At 64.1% G+C, this 17,339-nt stretch carries 19 protein-coding genes; 16 read left to right on the forward strand and 3 right to left on the reverse strand.

Annotated elements, in window-relative coordinates; translation table 11 throughout:
• The first annotated feature begins 46 nt into the window (after window positions 1-46).
• A complete protein-coding gene (locus PV760_RS15035; RefSeq protein WP_055977933.1) occupies window positions 47-529 on the forward strand; it encodes a nucleoside deaminase in 483 nt (160 codons plus the stop codon).
• A 12-nt stretch (window positions 530-541) separates the two neighbouring features.
• Here PV760_RS15035 and PV760_RS15040 read toward each other — a convergent pair whose 3' ends face one another.
• Window positions 542-1,696, reverse strand: a complete 1,155-nt coding sequence (locus tag PV760_RS15040; protein ID WP_197493616.1) for a pyridoxal phosphate-dependent aminotransferase — start codon at window positions 1,694-1,696, stop codon at window positions 542-544.
• Window positions 1,697-1,730: 34 nt separating this feature from the next.
• Between PV760_RS15040 and truB the strand changes: the two genes are divergently transcribed.
• From truB to PV760_RS15080, 8 genes are all read left to right on the forward strand, one after another.
• Window positions 1,731-2,672 carry a tRNA pseudouridine(55) synthase TruB gene (gene truB / locus PV760_RS15045; protein ID WP_354628159.1) on the forward strand — a complete coding sequence of 314 codons (942 nt, stop codon included), beginning with the start codon at window positions 1,731-1,733 and terminating at the stop codon, window positions 2,670-2,672.
• Between the two features lie 2 nt (window positions 2,673-2,674).
• Window positions 2,675-3,028 carry a hypothetical protein gene (locus PV760_RS15050; RefSeq protein ID WP_018779047.1) on the forward strand — a complete coding sequence of 118 codons (354 nt, stop codon included), beginning with the start codon at window positions 2,675-2,677 and terminating at the stop codon, window positions 3,026-3,028.
• Between the two features lie 20 nt (window positions 3,029-3,048).
• Window positions 3,049-3,483, forward strand: a complete 435-nt coding sequence (locus PV760_RS15055) for a hypothetical protein (protein ID WP_018779048.1) — start codon at window positions 3,049-3,051, stop codon at window positions 3,481-3,483.
• A gap of 88 nt (window positions 3,484-3,571) precedes the next feature.
• Entirely contained in the window at window positions 3,572-4,555 is a 984-nt protein-coding gene (locus PV760_RS15060; RefSeq protein WP_018779049.1) for a bifunctional riboflavin kinase/FAD synthetase, read from the forward strand.
• Window positions 4,556-4,714: 159 nt separating this feature from the next.
• Complete coding sequence (gene rpsO, locus PV760_RS15065; protein WP_039240590.1) at window positions 4,715-4,984, forward strand: 30S ribosomal protein S15; 270 nt, start codon at window positions 4,715-4,717, stop codon at window positions 4,982-4,984.
• Between the two features lie 241 nt (window positions 4,985-5,225).
• Window positions 5,226-7,478: a polyribonucleotide nucleotidyltransferase gene (locus tag PV760_RS15070; protein ID WP_018779051.1), complete on the forward strand. Its 2,253-nt coding sequence runs from the start codon at window positions 5,226-5,228 to the stop codon at window positions 7,476-7,478.
• A gap of 81 nt (window positions 7,479-7,559) precedes the next feature.
• Window positions 7,560-8,903 carry a M16 family metallopeptidase gene (locus PV760_RS15075; RefSeq protein WP_354628160.1) on the forward strand — a complete coding sequence of 448 codons (1,344 nt, stop codon included), beginning with the start codon at window positions 7,560-7,562 and terminating at the stop codon, window positions 8,901-8,903.
• A gap of 100 nt (window positions 8,904-9,003) precedes the next feature.
• Window positions 9,004-9,480 carry a DUF1579 family protein gene (locus PV760_RS15080; RefSeq protein WP_354628176.1) on the forward strand — a complete coding sequence of 159 codons (477 nt, stop codon included), beginning with the start codon at window positions 9,004-9,006 and terminating at the stop codon, window positions 9,478-9,480.
• Here the strand turns inward: PV760_RS15080 and PV760_RS15085 are convergent.
• The gene (locus tag PV760_RS15085; protein WP_354628161.1) at window positions 9,477-9,743 is read right to left on the reverse strand and encodes a MoaD/ThiS family protein; all 267 of its coding nucleotides are present in this window, start codon (window positions 9,741-9,743) and stop codon (window positions 9,477-9,479) included. The genes PV760_RS15080 and PV760_RS15085 overlap by 4 nt on opposite strands.
• Before the next feature lie 4 nt (window positions 9,744-9,747).
• On the reverse strand, window positions 9,748-10,887 hold the full coding sequence (moaA, locus tag PV760_RS15090) for a GTP 3',8-cyclase MoaA (RefSeq protein ID WP_502921446.1): 1,140 nt from the start codon (window positions 10,885-10,887) through the stop codon (window positions 9,748-9,750).
• Between the two features lie 133 nt (window positions 10,888-11,020).
• On the opposite strand from moaA, the gene PV760_RS15095 reads away from it, so the two are divergent.
• The 7 genes from PV760_RS15095 to PV760_RS15125 are packed head-to-tail and all read left to right on the forward strand — an operon-like array spanning window position 11,021 to window position 17,336.
• Window positions 11,021-11,767 (forward strand): response regulator transcription factor, encoded by a 747-nt coding sequence (locus PV760_RS15095; protein ID WP_079582232.1) that lies wholly within the window; start codon window positions 11,021-11,023, stop codon window positions 11,765-11,767.
• Window positions 11,757-13,001: a sensor histidine kinase gene (locus PV760_RS15100; protein ID WP_354628162.1), complete on the forward strand. Its 1,245-nt coding sequence runs from the start codon at window positions 11,757-11,759 to the stop codon at window positions 12,999-13,001. The genes PV760_RS15095 and PV760_RS15100 overlap by 11 nt, the downstream gene beginning before the upstream one ends.
• A complete protein-coding gene (locus tag PV760_RS15105; RefSeq protein WP_354628163.1) occupies window positions 12,998-14,587 on the forward strand; it encodes a molybdopterin-dependent oxidoreductase in 1,590 nt (529 codons plus the stop codon). Before PV760_RS15100 ends, PV760_RS15105 begins: the two co-directional genes overlap by 4 nt.
• 56 nt (window positions 14,588-14,643) lie before the next feature.
• Window positions 14,644-15,867: a molybdopterin molybdotransferase MoeA gene (locus PV760_RS15110; protein WP_354628178.1), complete on the forward strand. Its 1,224-nt coding sequence runs from the start codon at window positions 14,644-14,646 to the stop codon at window positions 15,865-15,867.
• Window positions 15,855-16,391, forward strand: coding sequence for a cyclic pyranopterin monophosphate synthase MoaC (gene moaC / locus PV760_RS15115; protein WP_354628164.1), 537 nt, complete (start codon window positions 15,855-15,857; stop codon window positions 16,389-16,391). The genes PV760_RS15110 and moaC overlap by 13 nt, the downstream gene beginning before the upstream one ends.
• On the forward strand, window positions 16,388-16,891 hold the full coding sequence (locus PV760_RS15120; protein ID WP_018779061.1) for a MogA/MoaB family molybdenum cofactor biosynthesis protein: 504 nt from the start codon (window positions 16,388-16,390) through the stop codon (window positions 16,889-16,891). Before moaC ends, PV760_RS15120 begins: the two co-directional genes overlap by 4 nt.
• Window positions 16,881-17,336 carry a molybdenum cofactor biosynthesis protein MoaE gene (locus tag PV760_RS15125; RefSeq protein ID WP_018779062.1) on the forward strand — a complete coding sequence of 152 codons (456 nt, stop codon included), beginning with the start codon at window positions 16,881-16,883 and terminating at the stop codon, window positions 17,334-17,336. Before PV760_RS15120 ends, PV760_RS15125 begins: the two co-directional genes overlap by 11 nt.
• The last annotated feature ends 3 nt before the right edge of the window (window positions 17,337-17,339 follow it).

Raw genomic sequence — 17,339 nt, forward strand, 5'->3', positions numbered from 1 at the left:
GCGTTTTAGGGGCATGAGCTGTACTCAAACTCGTTAGGATCAGAGCATGTCGGCGCACAGTGCTCACCAGCGTGATGAATACCTGAATCGGGCCATACAGTTGGCCGTACAGAACGTTGCCGACGGCGGCGGACCGTTCGGCGCCGTCGTGGTCACCCCGGACGGGGAGGCCCATGAAGGAGTCAACCGTGTCACGAGGGACCACGATCCCACGGCCCATGCGGAAGTAGTGGCGATCCGCCGGGCCGCAGCAGCGATCGGGAAGTTCGATCTTTCAGGGTCGGTTCTCTACGCCAGCTGCGAGCCTTGTCCGCTCTGCCTGTCGGCTACGCTCTGGGCCAGGATAGGGCGGGTCTACTTCGCCGCTGACAGGCATGGAGCCGCGCGTGCCGGTTTTGACGATGCTGTGTTCTATGAATATTTCAGCGGCTCACGGCCCGAACTTCTCCCCGTCGAACAAACCGTCCTCCTTGCGGCCGAGCAACCCTTCGACGCGTGGCGGAACCACGTGCGGCGCACCTCGTACTAGTACGCGCCGGTACTAGGCCCGGGCTGGAAGGCGATTGACGCCGTCGAGCAGTGCTTCCTGGCCGCCGCAGAGCGCAATCCGGATCCATCCCTCGCCGATGGATCCAAACGCCGTCCCGGGGGCGAACGACACTCCGGAGTCCGCAAGGAATTTGCGCACCCAGGTTCGGACATCCCCGTCGCTGACGTGCGAAACGTCAGCCCATAAGTAGAAGGCGCCCTGCGCGCCAAGGAACGGAATGTTCTTCGACCCGAGCACGGCCGAGGCCGCGTCGCGGTTGCTCCGGTAGTGATCGCGGGCGGTGGCAACGTAGTCCTGCGGGCCCGTCAAGGCAGCCAGGGCTGCGTACTGCGACGGCGACGCAACGCACGACACGATCGATTCCATGACGTTGTTCATCTTCTGCTCCAGACCCGGCGGGCAGACCAACGCCCCGATCCGGAGCCCGGTCAAGCCGTACGTCTTCGAAAGCGTCAGGGACGTGAAGACCCGGGCTTCCCCGGGAACGGCGCTGTCGAAGCGGGCCGGACTGACGTGCGGGACGTCGAAGGTGAAGGCTTCGTAGCATTCATCGGAGATGATCCAGAGATCGTGCTTGACTGCCAACGCCACCAGTTCGCGGGTTGTTTCCTCACTGATGACGGCGCCAAGCGGATTGGATGGCGAGTTCAGCATCAGCACCCTGGTCCGCGGGGTAACCAGCGCTTCGATGTCCTCGATGTGCGGCTGGAAGTCGTTGTGCGGATACAGGGGATACTGCACCGGGACGGCATGCAGGAGGCGGCTTGTCATGGCAAACGTGGGGTACCCGGGGTTGGGGATGAGGATTTCGTCGCCGGGGGAGAGGAGGAGGCTCATGGCGAAATGCAGTCCCTGCTGGGCGCCATCCACAACATAAACCCGTTCCGCGCCGATGTTCACGCCTTGCTGGGCTCGGAACCGGGCAGCGAAGGCTTCACGGAGGGCCGGGAAGCCGGCATTGGGTGTGTAGTTGGTCTCATCCCTGTCCAGGCACGCAATGCCGGCATCCAAGACGTGGCGCGGCAGGGCAAAGCCCGGCTCGCCGATGCTGAGGACGATCGCTCCGGGGGTGGCCCAGGCGGCTTCTGTGATTTCACGGATCTGGTTCACGGGGACGTCGCGGACGTGCGCGGCAAGCTCAGGCATGGGAGCCATCCTAGCCACCCATATACTGGTAAGCGTGCTTTCTGGACTGGTAATCGTTGACAAACCGCAGGGATGGACCAGCCATGATGTGGTTGGCCGGATGCGGCGGCTGGCCGGCACCCGGAAAGTGGGGCATGCCGGGACGCTCGATCCCATGGCCACGGGGGTGCTGGTGCTTGGCATCAACAAAGCCACCCGGCTCCTGACCTACATCGTGGGCACGTCCAAAACCTACACAGCCACCATCAGGCTCGGTGAAACCACCATTACCGATGACGCCGAGGGTGACGTCACCGAGGCCCGCAGCGCTGCCGCCGTCACCGACGACGCCATTGCAGCCGGAGTAGCGGCCCTGACGGGCCCCATCCAGCAGGTGCCCAGCAGCGTCAGCGCCATCAAAGTGAACGGTGAGCGCTCTTACGCCCGGGTCCGCTCGGGGGAAGAGGTCAAACTCGCTGCCCGCCCTGTTACCATCCACCGCTTCGACATCCACGCGGTCACCAGGGTCGACGGCGGCAGGGTAGTCGACGTCGACGTCACCGTGGAATGTTCTTCCGGTACGTACATCAGGGCCTTGGCCCGCGACCTCGGCAACGCCCTGGGAGTCGGCGGACACCTCACGGCCCTGCGTCGTACCCAGGTGGGACCGTACTCGATCGAGCAGGCCAGGACGCTGGAGGAGCTGGCGGAAGAACTCGAGGTCCTCGACATGTCACTGGCCGCACGTGCCCTCATGCCCAACCGGGAACTGAGCGACGACGAAACCACGGAGATCTCATTCGGCCGCCGCATTGCTGCCGGCCCGGGTGCAGGCACCCCGGATGCTGCCACGGCCGAGAAGCCCGCCGCAGCGTTCGCGCCGTCGGGAGAGTTGGTCGCTTTGCTGGCCGATACCGGAACTTTCGCCAAACCGGTCCTGGTCTTTGCCCCGGGAACAGGCGCGGGAACAGGTTCGGGAGCGGGGCAGGCGCAGTAGGCATGGACGGATATTTTTACGCACTCCTGATCGTCGGCCTGGTCTCCACCATCATGTGCCTGGTGGCCGGCTTGATGAAGAAAGCCCCGAACGATCCCACGATCTACTCCGTGCTGGCCGTCGAAGTGGTACTGCTGGTGTACCTGGTGGGCTCGATCGTCCGCGTCGCCATGGGTGAACAGATTGCCGGGGAGCCCTGGGAGTTCTGGGGTTACCTCATCACCGCGCTGATCATCCCGCTGGGCGCCGTTTACTGGGCAATCCTTGAACGAACCCGCTGGAGCAATTTCGTCCTCGCAGCCGTAGGTGTGACGGTACTTGTCATGGGTGCCCGCATGAACCAGATCTGGTACTGACCTTGAAGGAAGAACACAAAGTGACTGGAACCGAGACCAACTCCACCGGCCAGCAGCCGAAGCAAAAAGACACCCGGAACACAGGTCCGGGGCGACTGCTGATCGCGGTGTACGCGGTGTTCGCCCTGTCTGCCACAGCCCGCGCCGGCTACCAGATCGCCACCAAGTTCGCAGAAGCTCCGTTGGCGCACATCCTTTCGGCGTTCGCCGCCGTCGTCTATATCGTGGCGACGGTTTCCCTGGCCAAGCCAGGCCGCACCTGGTTCAAGGTGTCACTGGCGGCCGTGCTCACGGAACTCGTTGGCGTGCTGGTGGTTGGGGCGATCAGCCTCTTCGATCCTGTGGCTTTCCCGCATGACACCGTATGGTCACTGTTTGGCCGGGGATATGGCTTCGTGCCCCTGCTGCTGCCGATCCTTGGGCTCCTTTGGCTCAACAAGCGCCGTCCGTCCTGAGCCGCCGGCCCATGCGGGTAACCTTAGAATGTTCCGGCGCCGGGAGGTTGTCGGGCGGAACGAACATCTGCAGTAAAAGGCGAGGTTGATGGTCCACATCTGGAACGATCCCACCGAGGTCCCCAAGGACTTCGGACCTACCGTTGTCACCATCGGAAATTTTGACGGGGTACATCGGGGCCACCAGCATGTCCTCTCGCAACTGACGGACACCGCAAAGCGGTACAGCATTCCCTCCGTCGCCGTGACCTTCGATCCCCATCCTGCACAGGTACACCGGCCGGATGCAGCGCCTGAACTGATCATGGGCCTCCAGGACAAACTGGAAGCGCTGGGCGATACCGGTGTCGATGCCGTCCTGGTCATGAAGTACACCCTGGACCTTGCTGCGATGTCACCCATCGAATTTGTTCGTGATGTCCTGATCGACGGACTCCATGCGGCGCACGTTGTTGTCGGCCACGATCTGCGGTTCGGTGCCGGGAACGTCGGTGACGTCGTGACCATGCAGGAATTGGGCGAACAGCTGGGCTTCGGCGTGCAGGTGGTCAACGAATACGGCGCAGGCGGTTTTCCGCTGCATCACGACGGCGACGCGGACCGCCGCTGTTCCTCCACCTGGGTACGGGAGGCCTTGTCCGAAGGCGATGTGGTCACTGCCGCCGCCGTGCTGGGCAGGCCCCACAGGATGCGCGGGGAAGTTGTCCACGGCGCTGCCCGCGGCCGCGATCTCGGATTCCCCACAGCAAATCTTTCCCCCGATTCAACCGGCTACATCCCCGCCGACGGCATCTACGCGGGGTGGCTGATCGACCAGTCAGGGACGCGTTGGCCTGCCGCCATTTCCGTCGGTTCCAACCCCACCTTTGATGGCGTCAGCCGTCAGGTCGAAGCGCACGTCATCGACCGCCCGGAGGAAAATGTGGAGGACTTCGACCTTTACGGCCAGACCGTGGCGGTCGAATTCACGCGGCGCTTGCGGGGGATGGTTGCCTACCGCGGACCCGAAGCCCTGGTGGAACAGATGTGCCTTGACGTTGCCCAGGCGCGCGAGTTGCTCGCCCCCAGCTAAGGGTGTTTCGACAACACTACTGACCTGCCGGTAAACTGATGAGTGGATCCGGCCGCAGTCCGTGGCAGCTGGACCTGTTTTTGTGTGCGGCAACGCATGCAAGGCAACCCGTCAGCGAGGCGCTGCATCGGGAAGCACGGCACAACTCTAGGAGTTCACGTGGCACTTGAAGCCGCTGTAAAGCAGTCCATCATCAAGGAATACGCAACCTCTGAAGGCGACACCGGTTCGCCCGAGGTCCAGGTTGCAGTCCTGACCCAGCGGATCAAGGATCTGACTGAGCACATGAAGGAGCACAAGCACGACTTCCACACCCAGCGCGGTCTGCTGGCCATGGTTGGCCGTCGTAAGCGCATGCTTTCCTACCTGAAGAACACTGACATTGCCCGCTACCGTTCGCTCATCGAGCGTCTCGGCCTGCGCCGCTAGTCTGCCTTTAGGGGCGGCCCGCGCCTCTGCAGGACGGGCCGCCTTCTTCACCAACAACTAAAAACAGGAATCAACCGCATCGCGCATTCGCGGTCCTCGGTAGTGATTCCCGGGAGGGCCATCTGTGATGATGGCGCCCGTGGATCTCGATCGATGACCGGGTGTCGTACAGGCCAGGAAAAAAGAAGAGGCCTGGGTTGATGCGGTGGACTTCCGCTAACAGAAACGGAGGTGACTCTCTATGGAGGGTCCCGAAATCCAGTTCTCCGAAGCCATCATCGACAACGGCCGTTTTGGCAAGCGCGTCATTCGCTTTGAAACAGGTCGCCTTGCCAAGCAAGCAGCCGGCGCCTCGATGGTCTACATCGACGAAGACACCGCACTTCTCTCCGCAACCACCGCAGGCAAGCAGCCGCGTGAAGGTTTCGACTTCTTCCCGCTGACCGTGGATGTCGAAGAGCGTATGTACGCTGCCGGCCGCATCCCGGGTTCGTTCTTCCGCCGCGAAGGCCGCCCCTCCACGGAAGCCATCCTTGCTTGCCGCCTGATGGACCGCCCGCTTCGCCCGGCGTTCGTCAAGGGCCTGCGCAACGAGGTCCAGATCGTCGTCACCGTCCTGGCGATCAACCCCGATGAGCTGTACGACGTCGTCGCCATCAACGCGTCCTCGATGTCCACCCAGCTTTCCGGCCTCCCGTTCTCCGGCCCGATCGGCGGCGTCCGCGTTGCCCTCATCGCCGACGAGCAGGGTTCGCAGTGGGTTGCTTTCCCGAAGCACTCCCAGCTCGAAAACGCTGTCTTCAACATGGTTGTCGCCGGCCGCATTGCAGGTGACGACGTCGCCATCATGATGGTTGAAGCCGAAGCCACGGACAACTCCTGGAACCTCATCAAGGAACAGGGCGCAACCGCTCCCACCGAAGAGGTCGTTTCCGAGGGCCTCGAGGCTGCCAAGCCGTTCATCAAGGCACTCTGCGAAGCACAGGCCGACCTGGCAGCCCGCGCTGCCAAGCCCACGGTCGAGTTCCCGGTCTTCCTTGATTACCAGGACGACGTTTACGCCGCTGTTGAAGCCGCTGCCGCTGACAAGCTGGCTGCCGTCTTCCAGATCGCAGACAAGCAGGAGCGCGACAACGCTTCCGACGAGCTCAAGGACGAAGTCCTTGGCGCCCTTGCCGGTGACTTCGAAGGTCGTGAGAAGGAACTGTCCGCAGCATTCCGCTCGGTCACCAAGCACGTCGTGCGCCAGCGAATCCTCAAGGACCAGGTCCGTATCGATGGCCGTGGCCTGACGGACATCCGCCAGCTGACCGCCGAGGTCGAGGTTCTGCCCCGCGTTCACGGCTCTGCCATCTTCGAACGCGGCGAGACCCAGATCATGGGTGTCACCACGCTGAACATGCTCAAGATGGAACAGCAGATCGACTCGTTGTCGCCGGTAACGCGCAAGCGCTACATGCACAACTACAACTTCCCGCCGTACTCCACCGGCGAGACCGGCCGCGTTGGTTCCCCCAAGCGCCGCGAAATCGGCCACGGTGCCCTCGCCGAGCGCGCCCTGGTTCCGGTTCTGCCCAGCCGTGAAGAATTCCCGTACGCCATCCGCCAGGTATCCGAAGCACTCGGGTCCAACGGTTCAACCTCCATGGGTTCGGTCTGCGCTTCGACGCTTTCCATGCTCAACGCCGGTGTTCCGCTGAAGGCAGCCGTCGCCGGTATCGCCATGGGCCTGGTTTCCGACCAGGTCGACGGCCAGACCCGCTACGCAGCCCTGACCGACATCCTTGGAGCCGAAGACGCCTTCGGCGACATGGACTTCAAGGTCGCCGGTACGTCCGAGTTCGTCACGGCCATCCAGCTGGACACCAAGCTGGACGGCATCCCCGCCTCCGTGCTCGCAGCAGCACTGAAGCAGGCCCGCGAAGCCCGCCTCCACATCCTCGAGGTCATCAACGCCGCGATCGACACCCCGGACGAGCTCTCCGAGTTCGCACCGCGCGTCATTGCCGTGAAGATCCCCGTGGACAAGATCGGCGAGGTCATCGGCCCCAAGGGCAAGATGATCAACCAGATCCAGGAAGACACGGGCGCGGACATCTCCATCGAAGATGACGGCACGGTCTACATCGGCGCTACGAACGGTCCGTCTGCAGATGCAGCACGTTCGGCCATCAATGCCATCGCCAACCCGCAGGTACCGGAAATCGGTGAGCGCTACCTGGGTACGGTCGTCAAGACCACCACCTTCGGCGCCTTCGTTTCCCTTACCCCGGGCAAGGACGGCCTGCTGCACATCTCCGAGCTCCGCAAGCTGGCCAACGGCAAGCGCGTGGACAACGTGGATGACGTCGTTTCCGTGGGCCAGAAGGTCCAGGTCGAGATCACCAAGATCGACGACCGCGGAAAGCTCTCCCTCTCGCCGGTTGTTGCCGATGAAGAAGGCGCAAGCGCAGAGGAAGCTCCGGCCGAGGCCGCAGAAGCTTCCGCAGAGTAGTCTGTAAGCAGTACACCCGGCGGGGCCGGTGGGCTTGAAAAAGCGCCACCGGCCCTTCCGGCCTTAACCTGAAAGGCTTTAATGACTGTCGTACCCTTGCCGTTGGAGCAAACACTTCCTGGCGGCGAATTGATCCATGGTGCCGAGGGCGGTTCCGTTGTCCGGCGTTCTGTTCTTCCTGGGGGCGTCCGCGTCCTGACCGAGGCGATGCCGGGCCAGCGATCGGCCACTATTGGATTCTGGGTGGCAGTCGGTTCCCGTGATGAGGCAGAAGGCCAGCACGGATCAACGCACTTCCTTGAGCACCTCCTTTTCAAGGGCACCAAACGCCGCACTGCATTGGAAATTGCCTCAGCGTTTGATGAAGTAGGCGGCGAGTCCAATGCTGCAACGGCAAAGGAAAGCACCTGCTACTTTGCCCGGGTACTGGACACCGATCTGCCCATGGCCATTGATGTCATCGCGGACATGATCACCGGAGCGGTCCTGGACCCTGCGGAGCTGGAGCAGGAACGCGACGTTATCCTCGAGGAAATCGCCATGGACAGCGATGACCCGACGGATGTGGCGCATGAGAAGTTTGTGGCCGCTGTCCTGGGTGACCACCCGTTGGCGCGCCCCATCGGCGGAACGCCCGAAGCCATCAAAGCCGTGGCCCGCGACTCCGTGTGGGAGCACTACCAGCGCTACTACCGGCCCGAAGAACTGGTCATCACCGCTGCAGGGGGACTGGACCACGACGTCGTCTGCAGGCTGGTCCTCGACGCCCTCACCGCCGCCGGCTGGAAGCTTGATTCCGACTCTGCCCCGGTGAACCGGCGGGGGACCGGCAGGGCAGTCATCACAGGGACGTCAGGGCTGCACGTGGTCAAGCGCCCCGTGGAACAGGCAAACATCATCATGGGCTGCCCCACGATCGTTGCCACCGATGACCGGCGCTTTGTCATGAGTGTTCTCAACGCCGTCCTCGGTGGAGGCATGTCCTCACGATTGTTCCAGGAGATCCGCGAAAAGCGCGGCTTGGTCTACTCGACGTACTCGTTCACTGCCGCCTACGCCGACGCCGGGTACTTCGGGATGTATGCCGGTTGCACGCCCTCCAAGGTCCGCCAGGTGGTGGAACTGCTGGGTGTGGAGCTGGACAAGCTGGCTGAGGATGGCATCACGGAGGATGAACTCCGGAAGGCTGTGGGCCAGCTCAGCGGCGGGATTGTTCTGGCGCTTGAGGATACAGGCTCCAGGATGTCCCGGTTGGGCCGGGCAGAGCTGGTGTCCGGCGAATTCCAGGACATCGACGAGACATTGGCCCGCATCCAGGCAGTCACCGTGGAGGAGGTCCGCGACCTTGCCCGCGAACTGGCCGGGGCTCCCCGCACCATCACCGTGGTTGGCCCCTTCGAGGAATCGGAAACCTTCGGTCTCTGACGCGGACCCATCCGGGTCCGAAGTCTCTGGACGCAGCCGGCATCGGCAGGGCAGCATGATCACACAAGGTGATGCTGCCCCCGTGGACTTTGGAGACGAGATGGACCTGCCCGCAACCGCTCATGCCGCGGATATTCTGCGGGATTTCATCGGTCATTGGCGGGGCATTACGGAGATTGCCTCTTCACCCTGGGGGACTGCACGGACGGCTGAGGCCGAAGTGGTGTTCTCCAAGGCCGCCGGCGGCCACGCAGTGGTCCAGAGCTACAGGCACCGTGAGCCCGACGGCACCCATTTTGAAGGGCATGGCATGTTCACGGTCGACCGCGACCACGGAGACACCCTGTGGTACTACGTGGACAGCATGGGCAAGGGCCCGGCTGCTCCCGTGAGGGGAACCTGGAGCGGGGGAGTCCTGACCCTGGACAGGCGCACGGCCGACGGCGTGGCCAGGCACACCTTCCGCGTTGAAGACGGCGTCCTGGTGCACACCGCTGACTTGCGGCTGGAAGGACACAGCGGTTTCAGCCCACTGTTGAAGAGCGTGTTCCGGAAGAGCCCTGAACCGGGAGCTTAGCCTCCGGCGAAAGGCGGAAGCACGTCAATGACGTCTTCCGTGCCCAGCGGCACGGAGTGGTCACGGACGGCCATTTCGTTGCGGAGGAAACTGCTGCGTGCCACTATCCTCGCCAGCGTCGGCGTACCTTCCGGAGGTGCCGGACGTTCGACGGCGAGGGCGGCTTCCAGGAGCCCCTCCAGACTCGTGCCTTCCGGGAGGGCGTGGAGTTCTTCTTCGACGCCTGCTGCCGCACGCGCGGCAGCGAAGTAACGGACCAACAAGTTTTCAGCCTCCGATTGCGCTCATGCTGCGGTCCGGCTGGACGAAGTCCGCTGCGCCGAGACCGGTGTGGTCCATGCCATGGGCCTTGGGCTTGATCCACATGGCGTCCTGCCAACGGCCGGCGAGCTCGGTATCCGTAGCCCCGCTGCGAAGCAGCCCCAGGAGGTCGAACTCTTCACGGGAGAACAGGCAGCTCATGATCTTGCCCTCTGCGGTGATGCGCGTGCGGCGGCAGTCCGAGCAGAACGGCTCGGTGACGGAGGCGATAATGCCAACGGTGCCCAGCACGGGACCGGAGGCATCCCCCGAAGCCGTGTCCCGGCGTCGTACTTCAAACCGCTCTGCTGGTGCGCCGTCCCTTTCACGGGGGTCGTTGGACAGCACGAAGTCCCGGGACAGGAGCTCCCGGATCTCCGCGGCCGTGATCATGTTGCGTCGGGTCCAGCCGTGGTCGGCGTCGAGCGGCATCTGTTCGATGAAGCGGAGTTCGTAGCCGCGGCCCAATGCCCAGGCAAGGAGGTCCGGGGACTCGGTGTCGTTGATGCCACGCATGAGCACGGCGTTGAGCTTGACGGGACCCAGGCCGGCCGCCCACGCGGCGTCCACGCCGGCCAGGACCCTGTCCAGGAACGGACGACGGGTGAGTTTGGTGAATGTCTCCTCATGCAGGGAATCAAGGGAGACGTTGATCCGGTTCAGGCCGGCAGCCTTCAGGGCAGCAGCTTTCTTGTCCAACCCCACACCGTTGGTGGTCATGGAAATGGGAAGATCCGGATGTTCGCTGCGGATGCCGGAAATAATGTCTGTGAGGTCGGCGCGGACCAGGGGTTCGCCGCCGGTGAGGCGAAGTTCCCGCACGCCCAGGGCGGTGACGCCGATGCGGACTATCCTGACGATCTCATCCCGGGTCATGACAGCTTGCTTGGAAAGCCAGTCGAGGCCCTCGGCAGGCATGCAGTACGTGCACCGCAGATTGCATTTGTCGGTCAGGGAAAGACGCATGTCAGTGGCCCGACGACCGTACTGATCCCACAAACCGGCAGGCGTTCCGGCAGGGCGGGGTGGCGGTGTTTGCCCACCGCTTTCCGTGCTGCCTGCGGCACTGCTGGAAGGGGGCATCGGCATGCCCAACTGAACACTCATAAATTCAGGCTACGCCACCGCACCCTGATCAGTGATACCCGTTACAGTCTTCAGTTCTTACGGAATCCGTACGGTTCGCCCGGGAGGGGCGGAATCGGGTGCCGGGCACCCGCAGCAAACTTATGCTGAGAGCGTGACCACAAATACGGCATCGTCAGCGGAGCTCGGAAACCGGCGCATCCTCCTGGTCGAAGACGAAGAGACCATTGCCGCTGTCGTCCGCGACTACCTGGTGAGGGCGGGCTTCCAAGTGGACACTGCGGGCGATGGCTTCACGGCCTTGGAAGTGGCCACGGCCCGCACACCGGACCTGGTCATCCTGGACCGTATGCTGCCGGGACTGGACGGGGTTGAAGTATGCCGGCGGTTACGCCAAACCATGAGCGTGCCGGTCATCATGGTCACGGCCTTGGGAACCGAAGACGACCGGATCCTGGGATTGGAGATGGGAGCTGACGATTACGTCACCAAGCCGTTTTCTCCCCGGGAACTGGTACTGCGCGTCAAGTCGGTACTGCGGCGCAGCATCAAGGACCATACGCCGGAACCAGCGGTCCAATCGGCAGGCCTGGAGCTTGACCCCGCGTCCCGGACTGTCACCATGCTTGGTTCACCGCTGGCTTTGACGGCCCGTGAATTCGACCTCCTGGCCTTCCTGATGCGCAGGCCCAACCAGGTGTTCAGCCGTGAAGAACTCATCAAAGCCGTGTGGGGATGGGACTTCGGAGACCTTTCCACGGTGACGGTCCACGTCCGGCGGCTGCGCGAGAAGATCGAAGCAAATCCCACCAAGCCGGAACTCCTCAAGACCGTGTGGGGCATCGGCTACCGCTTTGACGTTCCCACGGAGGGAAAGGCGGAAGCCGTCCATGGAGGGTAGCGAGCTCTGGACCATCCTTGCGTGGGTACTCTTCTGGGCAGTCCTGATCGGCTCGGCAACGCTGCTCCTGTTGAGGTTGCTTCGGCGGGCCTCGGTACTGGTCCGGATCTGCTTGGTGGTGGTAGCCACCGTGGCTGTGCTGGTGGCCGGGATGGTCAGCGCCTTCAACGCGATGTTCATCTCCGCCAGGGACCTCGAAGTGATGTGGTACATCCTGGCGATGGCATCGGCCGTGGCTGTAGCGCTGTCTTTGGTGCTCGGCGCGGGGGTGTCCAGGAACGCTGCCCGGCTGGTGGAGGCCGCCCGCAGGATAGGCCGTGGCGAAACGCTGGAGACCTCCGGGCCTGGGGGCAGGAGGGCGGCCCCTGCCATGACATCGGAGCTAGCTGCGCTTGAACAGGAACTGGAAGCCAGCAGCAGGAGCCTCGCCGAATCCCGGGAACGGGAAGCCGCCATCGAGACGGCACGGCGCGAACTGGTGTCCTGGATTTCCCATGATCTTCGAACGCCCCTTGCCAGCATGCGTGCCATGACCGAGGCCCTCGAAGACGGCATGGCCTCGGATGTGCAGGGCTATTACCGGAAGATCATCGGGCAGACCGAGCAGATGACTGCCATGGTCAACGACCTCCTGGAGCTTTCCAAGATCCAGGCCGGGACGTTGCATCTGCGCGCTGAAGCGCTGGACCTGTACGACCTCGTCAGCGATGCCCTCTCGGACCTGGCTCCGTTGGCAGCGAAACGGGGCATCAGGCTCGACGGCGGTGGTGACCGTGAGTGCATGGCCGTGGCGGACGGACCCAGCCTGGCCAGGGCCGTGAGGAACATCCTCCTCAATGCGATCATATACAGCCGGCCGGAGACCGACGTCCACGTCAGTGTCGGGCGGGACAACGGAAACGCTGTCATTGCCGTCCAGGACCACTGCGGCGGCATTCCGGAGGAGGACCTTCCGCACCTGTTCGAAACGGGTTGGCAGAAAGACCCCGCCCGGGGCACCCAGGGGTCCCTGCGGGGAAGTTACAGCGGTGCCGGCATCGGGCTCAGCATGGTGGCGGGCATCGTCAAGGCGCACGGGGGATCAGTGACGGTCCGCAACGTCGACGGCGGCTGCCGCTTCGCCCTGAAACTTCCGGCCGGTTCGCTTCCGGAGCCATCGCCCGCTCCGGCTTCGCCAAAGCCCGGGCCGCTGGAAACCACTGAAACAAACGAGGGCCGTGGAGGCACATCATGAGCGCGCCGGCAGTCAAGCAAACGAAAACCGGACGTCCCGCCGGCGGAGCCCGGTTGTGGGCACCTGCCGCCGGACTCGCTGCCGGAGCCGCCGGGATTGCCGCGGGAGAGCTGACGGCAGGATTCCTCAGCCCGCTGGTTTCTCCGGTGACGGCCCTCGGCGGCGCAGTGATAGACGCCGTCCCGCCCGGGGTGAAGGATCTGGCCGTGCAACTTTTCGGAACGGCCGACAAAGTCGTCCTGGTGGCCTCCATCGTGGTGGTCGCAGGATTCCTGGCCGCGCTCGCCGGCATCCTGGAACGCCGGCGGCCCGGACTGGGCCTGGCACTTGCCGGCCTGGCGGGCGTGGCGGGACTTACCGCCGTCGTCACCCGTGCCCAAGCCGGCCCGCAGGCAGCGCTGGCACCGATCGTGGCCGCAGTTGTCACCATGCTGCTCCTGCGGATGCTCGTTCGGAGGCTGGATGCCTGGATTCCGCGCGGGAGCACCGCGGGCGGGGACGCTGCCGGGCGGGCGCCCCTTGCCAGGAGGAGCTTCCTCAACGCCCTGTCCGGAACTGCCCTGGCAGCGACGGTCGGAGGGACCGTCACCGCCATCCTCACCCGGGCCACCGCTGTGGCTGCCGGGTTCAGAAGCTCGCTGGCACTGCCGGCGCCCGCAACGCCGCCGCAAACCGTTCCCGCCGGCGCGTCCTTGAGCGTGCCGGGCATCAGCCCGCTGGTGACGCCGAACGCGGACTTCTACAGGATCGACACGGCCCTGACTGTCCCGGCCATCGATCCTCCGTCGTGGAAGCTGAAAGTCACCGGAATGGTGGAACGCGACATCGAACTGGACTTTGCCGACCTCTTGGCCAAACCCATGACTGAACGCCACATCACCATCGCCTGCGTTTCCAACAACGTTGGTGGCGACCTCATCGGCAACGCGCTGTGGCTGGGGTGGCCGGTGCGCGAACTGCTGGCCATGGCCGGCCCGAAAGCCGGGGCGGACATGGTGCTGTCCACCAGCAACGACGGCTGGACCGCCAGCACGCCTCTGGAGGCGCTCACCGACGACCGTGACGCCTTGCTGGCTGTGGGCATGAACGGCGAGCCGTTGCCTTTGGAACACGGGTTCCCGGTCCGGATGATTGTGCCTGGACTTTACGGGTTCGTCTCAGCCACCAAATGGTTGACCGAACTCAAAGTCACCCGTTTCGCGGACGATACCGCGTACTGGACACCCCGGGGGTGGAGCGACCACGGACCCATCAAAACGCAATCGCGCATTGACGTCCCACGCAGCGAACGGATGGTCCAGCCTGGAAAGGTCCAATTCGGCGGGGTTGCCTGGGCCCAACATCGTGGCATTGAACGCGTCGAATTGCGGGTCAACCGCGGCGCCTGGCAGAAGGCACAACTCGCCGGCGCCATCTCCACCGACACCTGGTACCAGTGGCAGATCGGCATTGACCTCCAGCCTGGCGACTACGAAGTCCAGGTCCGGGCCACTGACGCAAGCGGCCAACCGCAAACCGAAGACAAGGCCCCTGTGGCCCCCGACGGCGCCACGGGTTATCACACCATCACCGTGAAAGTGGCCTGAGGATCTACGCTGGGAACGTCCGGATCGTAGCCGGAAGCCAATGTGCCCCCAGGAGGATATCCGTGCCCAGATCCGTTGCAGCCCACCGCCAGGCAATCGCGGAATTGCTGACAACAGCCGCCGCAAGGAAAGGCACGCACCGGCTTCCGTTGATGGACGCACTCGGAAGGGTGCTCGCCGTCGACCTCCACGCACCCTTGTCCCTCCCGCCCTTCGCCAACTCCCAAATGGACGGCTTTGCCGTTTGTTCAGCAGACATCCCCGACGGCGGTGCGAAGCTCCCCGTAGCGGCGCCCGTTCCGGCTGGTGCCGCGCCGGAAGCCCTGAAGCCGGGCCATGCCGCTCCGATCATGACCGGAGCCATGATGCCGGAGGGAGCGGACGCCGTCGTACCTATTGAGAAAGCGACGCCCGGCACTTTTCCGGCGCCCACGGACGTCGACGCGGAGGTGGAGCTGCCAACGGTCGAGCCCGGGACGTACGTGCGTGATAGCGGCAGCGACATCGGCAAGGGAGCCTTGGCGCTTGCCGCCGGCACGCTGCTGGGCCCAAGCCAGCTGGGGCTGCTGTCAGCGCTCGGCCTTGTCGACGTGGAGATCCGGCAGCCCTGGCGTGTCCTCCTGGTCACGACGGGCGATGAGGTCCTGGAACCGGGAACCGAACTGACAGCCGGGAAGATCTACGACTCCAATGGAACGCTCCTGGAAGCCTCCATGCGGCAAGCCGGCCTCGACGTAGTCCGCACCGGTATCTCGGACGACCAACCCGAGGGCCTGCTCGCAGTCCTGAGGCAGCACCTCGCGGACCCGGACAAACCGGTGGACATGATCGTTTCCACCGGGGGAGTGAGCAAAGGGGCTTACGAAGTCGTACGCATGGCCATGACCGGGCAGCCGGTGGAATTCCTCCACGTCGCCATGCAACCTGGCGGACCACAGGGACTGGGCACTTTCGAAGGAACCCCTTTCATCGGCTTCCCGGGCAATCCCGTCAGTTGCCTGGTCTCCTTCGAAATGTTCCTCCGCCCCGCCCTTTCACAGGTTGCCGGCGCCCCCTCGCCCAGGCCCGCGCTGAGGGCACACCTGGCCGAAGGCCTTACCTCCCCGCAGGGCAAGCATCAGGTGCGCCGTGGAACCGTCGTGGATGGCGTTGTCCGCATGGAAGGTGGTGCAGGCTCCCATCTGGTCCATGCCCTGGCGCGTGCCAATGCCTTGGTGCAGATCCCCGAGGACGTCACGGAACTCGCCGAAGGAGACGAAGTGGAAGTATGGATGTTGTGAACCACACTTTCGAATCCCCGGCAGGCCCCACAGGCCTGACCCACCTGAGGCAGGACGGCACCGCCCAGATGGTGGATGTCTCCGAAAAAGCCGTCACCACCCGCGAAGCCACCGCCACGGCCACGGTCCGCTCCACCCCCGAAGTCCTGGCCCTGCTGGGTGCCGGCGAACTGCCCAAGGGCGATGCGCTCGCAGTTGCACGCGTTGCCGGCATCATGGCTGCAAAGAAAACACCTGAACTGATCCCGCTGTGCCATCCTTTGCCCATTTCCAAGGTCACGGTGGACTTTGAGCTGGGTACGGATTCCGTGGGGATCCTTGCCACGGTCAAGACCCGGGGCGTGACCGGCGTCGAAATGGAAGCGTTGACTGCGGCCTCCGTTGCCGCCCTGAGTGTCTACGACATGATCAAGGCCGTGGACAAACATGCCGTCCTGGACGACATCCGGGTGCTGTCCAAGAGCGGTGGCAAGAGCGGAAGCTGGGACGTCTCCGGGGACTCCAGGCCGGAGGCAAGGGCATGAGCGCATGCGAGCCGAACGCACACGGCCCCCGGAAGGCCGGCGTCGTGATTGCCTCCACCCGGGCCGCCGCCGGAATCTACGCCGATGAGACAGGTCCTATCATTCTCGACTGGCTCAAAGAGCACGGCTTCGACACCTTCCCCACCATGGTGGTCCCGGACGGTGAAGCCGTGGGTGCCGCCCTGAGGGCATTGCTGACCCAGGAACCGGCCGTCATCATCACCAGCGGGGGAACGGGCCTCAGCCCGGACGACCACACACCGGAAATGACGCTTCCACTGCTGGACCGGGAGATACCCGGCATCATGGAGGGCCTCCGCCGCGCAGGCGCCGCCAAGACCCCCATGGCGATGCTGAGCCGTGGCCACGCGGGCGTTGCGGGAAAGACATTCATCATCAACCTGCCGGGATCTCCTAAGGGAGTCATGGACGGACTGGCCGTCCTTGACCCTGTGATCGGGCATCTCTGCGAGCAATTGGAAGGAAGCCATGGGCACTGAAACAGACTTCGAAGTTGTCAGCGCTGTCCTCAGTTCCGAGCCGATCTCGGTGGACCAGGCCATCAGTGCAGTGGAATCGGACACTGCCGGCGCGGTCGTCAGCTTCAGCGGCGTTGTGCGCAACCACGACGGCGGCAAGGCAGTGGACCGGTTGAGCTACAGCGCCCATCCCACAGCGCATCAGGTCATGTCCGAGGTCGTGGCCCGGCTCGTCGCAGAGCACTCGGGCGAGGCTGACCAGCCGGTCCGTATCTGGGCTGCCCACAGGATAGGCACGCTGGAGATTGGTGATCCCGCGCTGGTATGTGCGGTTGCAGCTGCCCACCGTGGACAGGCGTTCGCTGTTTGCTCGGAACTCGTGGACCGGGTCAAGGAGCAGGTCCCCATCTGGAAGGAACAGTTCTTCTCCGACGGCACCGTTGAATGGGTAGGTGCGGGGGAGTAGGAA

This window comes from Paenarthrobacter sp. CC6 (assembly GCF_040560085.1).
Taxonomy (GTDB): domain Bacteria; phylum Actinomycetota; class Actinomycetes; order Actinomycetales; family Micrococcaceae; genus Arthrobacter; species Arthrobacter nicotinovorans.